Here is a 7,140-nt window from a genome sequence, read left to right as displayed (position 1 = left end):
ACATTTTTTCAAAGAAAAAGATAAAAGCTATCATTTTGTCACCCGAGATAGTTGCTTTTGTGTAGTGAACACTACACCATTATACAGCAAACTCTAAGAAACTATTAAAGGTCCGATTGTTGCCTGTATTGCAGACAGCACTTTTAACACCGCAGTTCTTCCATCCGAATTATGCGTTACGTCCCATTAAGATGTACAGATGCCAGGGAGTAATTCCATTGCACCTGTACATTATACTTATTTCTGTTTTCAATACCGCTATCTCATCTTCCAACCACCGAAAAGTGTTTTCTTAAAGCAAGCCTTGTTCCTTTTCGCCTCGTCCGAATCATATTCTATAGCACGATCGAAGTACTCTATCGCTTGAGGTATATCCTGCTCTGTCCCTCGTCCGAATCCATAAGCAACACCAAGAGCATTCAGTACCATGGCATCAAGAGGCTCCCACACCTCACCAAGCATATCATTTTCTTCTATCTCGGAAAGGAATTCGAAAGCGGCATCATCATCCTGAAAAGTACCAAGACCATTTTGATAACAGATAGCAAGCTCAGCTGCCGGTTGCCAGGAGTCCTCAGTATCCATATTTTGATACGCTTTATTCAACCATACCACCGCCTTAGCATAATCCTGTGCAATATTGCCACGCCCTTCAAAATAAAAGTTCCCTATCTGGAACTGTGCTTTTGCGTTGCCTGCTTCCGCTGCTATCATATAATTCTCAAAGGCCTTATCCAAATCTTCATCAACGCCATAACCGGTTCCGTAACACACTGCCACATTATAGGCGGACTGGACATCCCCGCGCTCTACTGCCATCGAATAATAATGAAAGGCTCCTTCCGCATCATCATATTCATCTTCCAGCAACTTGCCATAGTCATTGCAAGTAAGCGGATCACCTGTATCAGCAAGCTGTTTCAGATAGTTTTCGTATACCTCTTCATCGATATCCGCCAGTCCGGACTCATAAATCGTACGATAATTGCCGAATGCAGCCGGTAGACCATTATCGAACGAGTTTTCATAGTATTGTGTTGCTATGGGATAAGCAAAAGCGTAATATTCATCTTCAGAATTGTACTTGCGGCTTTCTTCGTCGCCACGAATAACGAGATAATCGCCATAGAACAGGGCATTTCCCACCATATACTGACTAAAGGCATCTCCCTCCTGCGCCTGCTGCTGCACCGTCGTAAAAGCTTCCTCAAGCGAAGCGAAAGGCATCGTTTTCCGAACTGCGGGAGACAAGTTGCCGGTACGCAAGGCACACAATACCCCATCGGCACTACCTAAACGCACACTCTCCTTTATCAATCGGGACGCCAGTTCCTCATCTACGGGAAATTCCGCCCCGCACCAGACAAATTCTTCCCCCAAATGGCACCGTCCAAGATAGCAGCAAGCATCTGCATCTCCCTTTTCCGCTGCCTGACGCAGAAGTTCATACCCTTCCCACATTTGTTCTTTGTCGTAGCTTTTCCATATTTTGTCAATGGCAACAGCTACCGTTTCACTGTGTTTCATTGTTACAAATTATTGTATATCCGTTTTCTTTCGATAAGTCATTTATCCTTTATTCATCGTTGGCGACTTCCTCCGTTATGTCCTTCCATTCATCCGTCATCCGGGGAAATTCACGTTTATGATAATAATTGTAAAGCCAGTATCTGACACGCCCGATATAAGGGGCATGAGTCATAAACACCACCCAATCTCCTTCTTCATTATTCCCCCCTGTCTCAACGATATAATCGTCTTTCGTCCCTCTCACTTCCAGATAACCGTTCTGGCAACCGGGAGTCTTCAACAACATCGAAGTGCATTTACCGGCTTCGAGATTCTCGAGAGCCGCTAAAACATCTTCATAAGTGATATATTTGTATTCTTCGTTGTCCACATACAGATAATACGGCTCATCGTCAGGAGGCACCGGAGTGTAATGCCCTTTCTCCCAATCACTGATTTCCGGAATTTCAAGCCGTTCGAAGTAGTTATAAAACATCTGGACAATATCATCCGTTCTATACCCACCACTGACATGCCTCGTCAACCCATCAGCCATAGCGAAATATACGGCAACCTGCGGATTGCCATCCGGCACAGCCATACACGATATCCCCGAACAGTTGCCGTAAGGAGTAATTACAGTACGACAGTTACTAAGCCATATGTCCCCATATTCATCAAGATTATCGATCGCCCGCCGAATTTCTTCTTTGGAGACTCGTGACGTCTGTTCACGACCTTCCGAATAGTTCAACACAAACTGCATGGACGGTTCCGACGGTTCGATCTTTTCTATCTTTTGCTTTTTCCCCGAAAAAATTTGTTTAAAGAATGAAAAGCCCATTTAATGCACTCTTAAAAAGTTTTGCTAATGCAAAAGTAAAGAGATATTTTCAAAATAAGAGCAATTCTTTTCCAAATCGTTCTTTTGCTCACCAATATTTTTCAATCCTTTCATAGCCGAAGATTTTGCTGCGCTCATCCTCCATGCCCTGTATTTGCCTACATATAATCTGTGCACCAATCATACTGAAAGTTATGCCGTTTCCGCCATATCCCAAATCAAAGAACATCCGCTCCTTACCAGGCCACGTACCGATAAAAGGCAAACCATCTTTTGTGGTACTGAACGTGCCGCACCATGCCATCTCAGTTTTGAAAGGAATATCCGGAAACAATTTCTTGAATTTCTTTTCCAATATACGAGTTTTCTTTCTAAGCAAGGCATCACGACGTTCCGGATCGCAGAATTTCTCGTCTTCACCGCCAATGATGATACGGTTGCCACCGGTAGTCCGGATATATAAATACGGATCAGCAGTTTCCCATATCAGACAGTGCTCAGGCCAAAGTTCATCGGGATTCACCGGATGTGACACCAGTGCATACGTTGACGTCAAATCCATAATCTCCTGCGGCAGGAACTTTCCGGCTTCAAATCCGGCCGCCACAATCACATATTTACAATTAATCTTATGTCCTCCGTCCGTTTCTATGACATATCCTCCCTGCTTCTCAACACACTCCTTTACACCCGTATGAGTAAAAACTTCCAATCCGTCTTTCTTCATATGATAAAGCAACAGACCGGTAGCTGCTCTATAAGCGTCAATTTGCGCTGACATCTCGTTCAACAGTCCACAGCCCGGTGCTTCCAGCTTATAATGTTTCTTTATCTCTTCTTTCCCGAGCAAACGGACAGGCAGATTATGCTTTTTCCTCATTTCATATTCTTCCTTCACAAGTTGCTCATCTTTCGGAGTGCTGGCATAGAACAGACTTGGTACCCTCTCAAAACAACCATCCACCCCCGTCGATTCCAATACCTTTTCAATGTCGGAAATCGACTGTAAACACGCACGGTATGCGGATATAGCATTATCCTCCCCAATCATTTCCGACATACGGCAAAGAGGAACATCTATTTCATATTGTAACAAAGCAGTACTCGCCGCAGAGCTTCCCGTCGCAATGCTGCGCTTGTCAACGACACAACATTTCAAACCGGCACTGCACAATTCGTGCACCATCAAAGCACCGGTTATCCCGGAGCCAACCACTACAATATCCGTAGAGAAATCATCCTCCAATGGATGAAAATAATCCAATAACGAGTTTTTAATAACCCAATAGGGCAATCCTGAATGTAAGTCCATAATACAACTAAATATACTGATTCGACACTAGTTACGTTCTCATTTGAAACAACAGCACATGAAAAATATGGTTCGTAGGATATTCATTTTTTTAACACAATACGCAAATGTCATTACAAAAATTACCAAACAAAAATCTTTTCGCGCTGTTTTCTTTCTGAAGTATGAATACAATATTAACTTAAAAACCTTACAATTATGAGAAAATTAAGTTTGGCTGACCTTAAGGACAGGATATCCTGGGGCAGCGTTTTCGGTGGTGTAATGACCGTACTGGCAATATCCGTATTGCTATCTATCCTAAATTCAAGTATCGGACTATTCATGCTCGATCCTCTGTCCGAACATCCGGCATCAGGCATAGGCACTGCTGTCGGCATCGGTTCTGCCATCATACTGATTGTCAGTATGGCAGCAGGCGGTTTTGTTGCAGGAAAACTAGCGGGCATGGATGGAATGATACATGGTTTTCTTGTCTGGGCAACAACCCTTATCGTTGCCGCCATATTGGGAATCTTCCTGGCTGTCGGAGCAGCAAAAATGACCGCCAATGCCTTGGGAGCTGTCTCATCAGTCACCGGCAACGTATTATCCGGAGCAGGAAGTATTGTCGGGAATGGCGTTTCCGCATTATCGGAGAAAGCAGAAGATTTGTTCGGGAAGATTGATTTCAGCGGTACTTTGAAAGAAGAAAACATTCCGCAGAACATTCGTACCGCGCTAATTAAAAGCAACGTGAAGGAGTTGCAGCCGGACTATCTGAACAAACAACTGGAAGAGGTAAAAGATGACTTAAGTAAATCCGTCAAGGAAATTGTCGCCTCTCCTCAGGAAGCGGATGAAGCCATCAACAGTTTTCTGGATCGCCTGAAACAGCGTGCGGAGAATCTAAGTCAAAAGATTGACCGGAACGATTTGTCCAAAGCGATAGCCAACAACACTAATATGTCCAAAGCAGAAGCGGACAAGACAGTGGATCAGTATATGAATCTGATAGATAACGCACGTGCAGAAGCCGGAGAACAGATAGACAAGCTGGAAGCTAATCTGCAAAAGGCGGCACAAGAATGGAAAGAAATCAAACATAAGGCACTTGTAGCTGCCGACAAAGCAACAGATGCTGCTGCACGGTCTGCCTTGATTTCATTCTTCGCTCTTTTGGTCGGAGCCGCATTATGTTGTGCTGCTGGTGCATACGGTGGCAAGAAAACACAGGAAAGGGTGGATATCTGATATTCATTAAGCTGAAATAAAGAGGCTTGTCGTCATATCGGGCAGGCCTCTTTATTATATATTGTTCTCACAACATACAAAAAAGTAATCTGCAATATTATTTATTCACTTTTATGTTTATATTTGTACCCAAAGTAGAAATATGAAAAAGAAAATTCCGAAGATAGATTTGCCTAGTGATTGGATTGTTTACACTAATGTTAACCAAGATTTCTTCAAAAAATACTCCGATCATCCCGTACGTCTGAAATGCGAGCTATTATTACTTTGTATGGAAGGAGAAATAGAAGCTACAGTCAATATAAACCGAATAACAGCAAAAGCTAATGACCTGATTATACTTACCCCGGGAAGTATATTACAAATCCACAGAATAGACAATAACTCAGAATTTCATATCCTAGGATTTTCGCAACACTACATAGAACATCGTATTTCCGAAAATATCCTACCCGAAACTTTATATGTCGCATTAGGAAAAGCCAAACTAATCTTGAAACCGACAGAAGCTAATATGATAAAAACTCATTTCTTATTTTTACGGCGGTTGTACCTATCAATGGATGAAAAAACAAAGAAAAGAGTTACATACAATGTACATCTGAACGCACACACTGGCATATCTATACTATATAAACACAGAGAGGCAGATACATTACATCTTTCAAGGAATGAACAGTTATGCCGAACTTTCGCACAATTAGTATTCTATCATTACGCACAAAACAGAAAAGTCGCCTGGTATGCCAAAAAGCTGGGAGTAACCCAAGTGTACTTGTGCACAGTAGTCAAACAGGTAACAGGAAGAACATGCATAGATTTTATCTCATACATGGTAATCATGGATGCCAAATCACAGTTGAAACTATCAAGCGCCTCCATACAATCAATATCCGATGCACTAAATTTTCCTAACATTTCCCTTTTCTGCCGATACTTCAAGAGACATACCGAAATGACTCCTTTGGAATACCGGAATAAAGGATAAATCGAACAGCAAGAAAGACTTTTTAATTTCCTGCCAAATAGCAGGACAAACTACAAGCAAGAATCCTTTATGAAGCAGAACTCTCGCTTGTAGTATTGTCAAATAAGTATTTGCTAGATATAGCAACGCTCGTTTATGAACAGAGCGTTTGTCAATCCTTTAAAACTTCTTCCAACTTTTTTTGAAGTTCTTCCCCCCGAAGATCTCTGCATATAATCGTTCCCTCTCCGTCAATCAACACAGTATAAGGAATACTCTGTATCGCATACAGTTTGGCAGCCTTGCATTTCCACCCTTTAAGATCGGACAGTTGCGGCCAAGAGATTTTCAAATGTTCTACGGCACCCCGCCAGTCTTCTTCGTCTTCATCCAGCGATATACCTATCACTTCAAAACCTTTATTCATATATTTGTCATAAGCCGCCACAAGGTTTGGCATTTCTTTCAGACAAGGTCCGCACCAACTAGCCCAAAAATCCAATAAAACGACTTTTCCCTTACCGACAAAGTCCGAAAGTCTTTTTGTCCCGCCTGATAAAGTCTGTAGTTCAAAATCCGCAAACTTTTTACCGACCATTGTGTTCTTTCCATTCTCCACCCTATCTTTGATTTTCATAATGGTTTGGTCTGTCTGATAGATAGCAGGCACCTGTTGCAATAATGAGTCGTTTTCTTCCAACGTATTTTCACGATACATTTGTTTGAAAAGAGAAACACCGACAAGATTGGTAATTTGTTGCTTCATACAATCTTTGACAATCTGATAATATGCCGCCTCCTTCAGTCTTACCTGTTGTTCTCCCTCCTTACGTTGTTCGTCTGTCAAAGTTGTATCACGCAAGAAAGCATAAGCCTCATCTATTTCGGCAACCGCCTTATCCACCACCTCACGGACTTTTTGATGAATATCGTTAATATAGGTTCCAGTAGCGGAAACAGCCTCCTTGGCTAAACTGACAGTAATATTGCCATTTTCCAAAAAGAAGTCGACCATATATTCACGTCCGTCTATCTTACTAGTGATATAACGGCAAATCGTAGAGTCCTGCTTTCCTTCAAAAGTAAAATATCCGTTCCGAATCACCGTCGTTTCCAACGGAGACAAATCTCCATTCACCGCTTCCTGAAGGATTACTGTGTCGCCTTCTTGCGCATTTTCCACTGTTCCGGTAATTTTATAACCGGCATTTCCCGTACAAGCCATACACCCCATCAACATACAGGCAACGGCTGAAAAAATAGAATACTTCATAT

General features: G+C 42.3%; 6 protein-coding genes. 2 read left to right on the top strand and 4 right to left on the bottom strand.

All coding sequences use genetic code 11. From position 1 onward, the window contains the following. Positions 1 to 258 precede the first annotated feature (258 nt). The 3 genes from CLIN57ABFB40_RS20105 to CLIN57ABFB40_RS20095 form a co-directional block, all read right to left on the bottom strand. Positions 259 to 1,527 carry a tetratricopeptide repeat protein gene (locus CLIN57ABFB40_RS20105; protein WP_175631652.1) on the bottom strand — a complete coding sequence of 423 codons (1,269 nt, stop codon included), beginning with the start codon at positions 1,525 to 1,527 and terminating at the stop codon, positions 259 to 261. Positions 1,528 to 1,576: 49 nt separating this feature from the next. Further along, positions 1,577 to 2,353 (bottom strand): hypothetical protein, encoded by a 777-nt coding sequence (locus CLIN57ABFB40_RS20100; RefSeq protein WP_175631651.1) that lies wholly within the window; start codon positions 2,351 to 2,353, stop codon positions 1,577 to 1,579. 88 nt (positions 2,354 to 2,441) lie between these two features. Continuing rightward, entirely contained in the window at positions 2,442 to 3,665 is a 1,224-nt protein-coding gene (locus tag CLIN57ABFB40_RS20095) for an NAD(P)/FAD-dependent oxidoreductase (protein WP_175631650.1), read from the bottom strand. Positions 3,666 to 3,863: 198 nt separating this feature from the next. Here CLIN57ABFB40_RS20095 and CLIN57ABFB40_RS20090 point away from each other — a divergent pair, with 198 nt between their 5' ends. Together CLIN57ABFB40_RS20090 and CLIN57ABFB40_RS20085 are read left to right on the top strand one after the other, a co-directional pair. Continuing rightward, positions 3,864 to 4,898, top strand: a complete 1,035-nt coding sequence (locus CLIN57ABFB40_RS20090) for a TIGR04086 family membrane protein (protein ID WP_175631649.1) — start codon at positions 3,864 to 3,866, stop codon at positions 4,896 to 4,898. Between the two features lie 142 nt (positions 4,899 to 5,040). Further along, entirely contained in the window at positions 5,041 to 5,886 is an 846-nt protein-coding gene (locus CLIN57ABFB40_RS20085) for an AraC family transcriptional regulator (RefSeq protein WP_175631648.1), read from the top strand. A 151-nt stretch (positions 5,887 to 6,037) separates the two neighbouring features. Here the strand turns inward: CLIN57ABFB40_RS20085 and CLIN57ABFB40_RS20080 are convergent, their stop codons facing one another. Next, on the bottom strand, positions 6,038 to 7,138 hold the full coding sequence (locus CLIN57ABFB40_RS20080) for a TlpA disulfide reductase family protein (protein WP_175631647.1): 1,101 nt from the start codon (positions 7,136 to 7,138) through the stop codon (positions 6,038 to 6,040). Positions 7,139 to 7,140: the final 2 nt, after the last annotated feature.

Source organism: Bacteroides acidifaciens, assembly GCF_903181435.1.
Taxonomy (GTDB): Bacteria; Bacteroidota; Bacteroidia; order Bacteroidales; family Bacteroidaceae; genus Bacteroides.
This window is presented reverse-complemented; position numbering and strand designations above follow the sequence as displayed.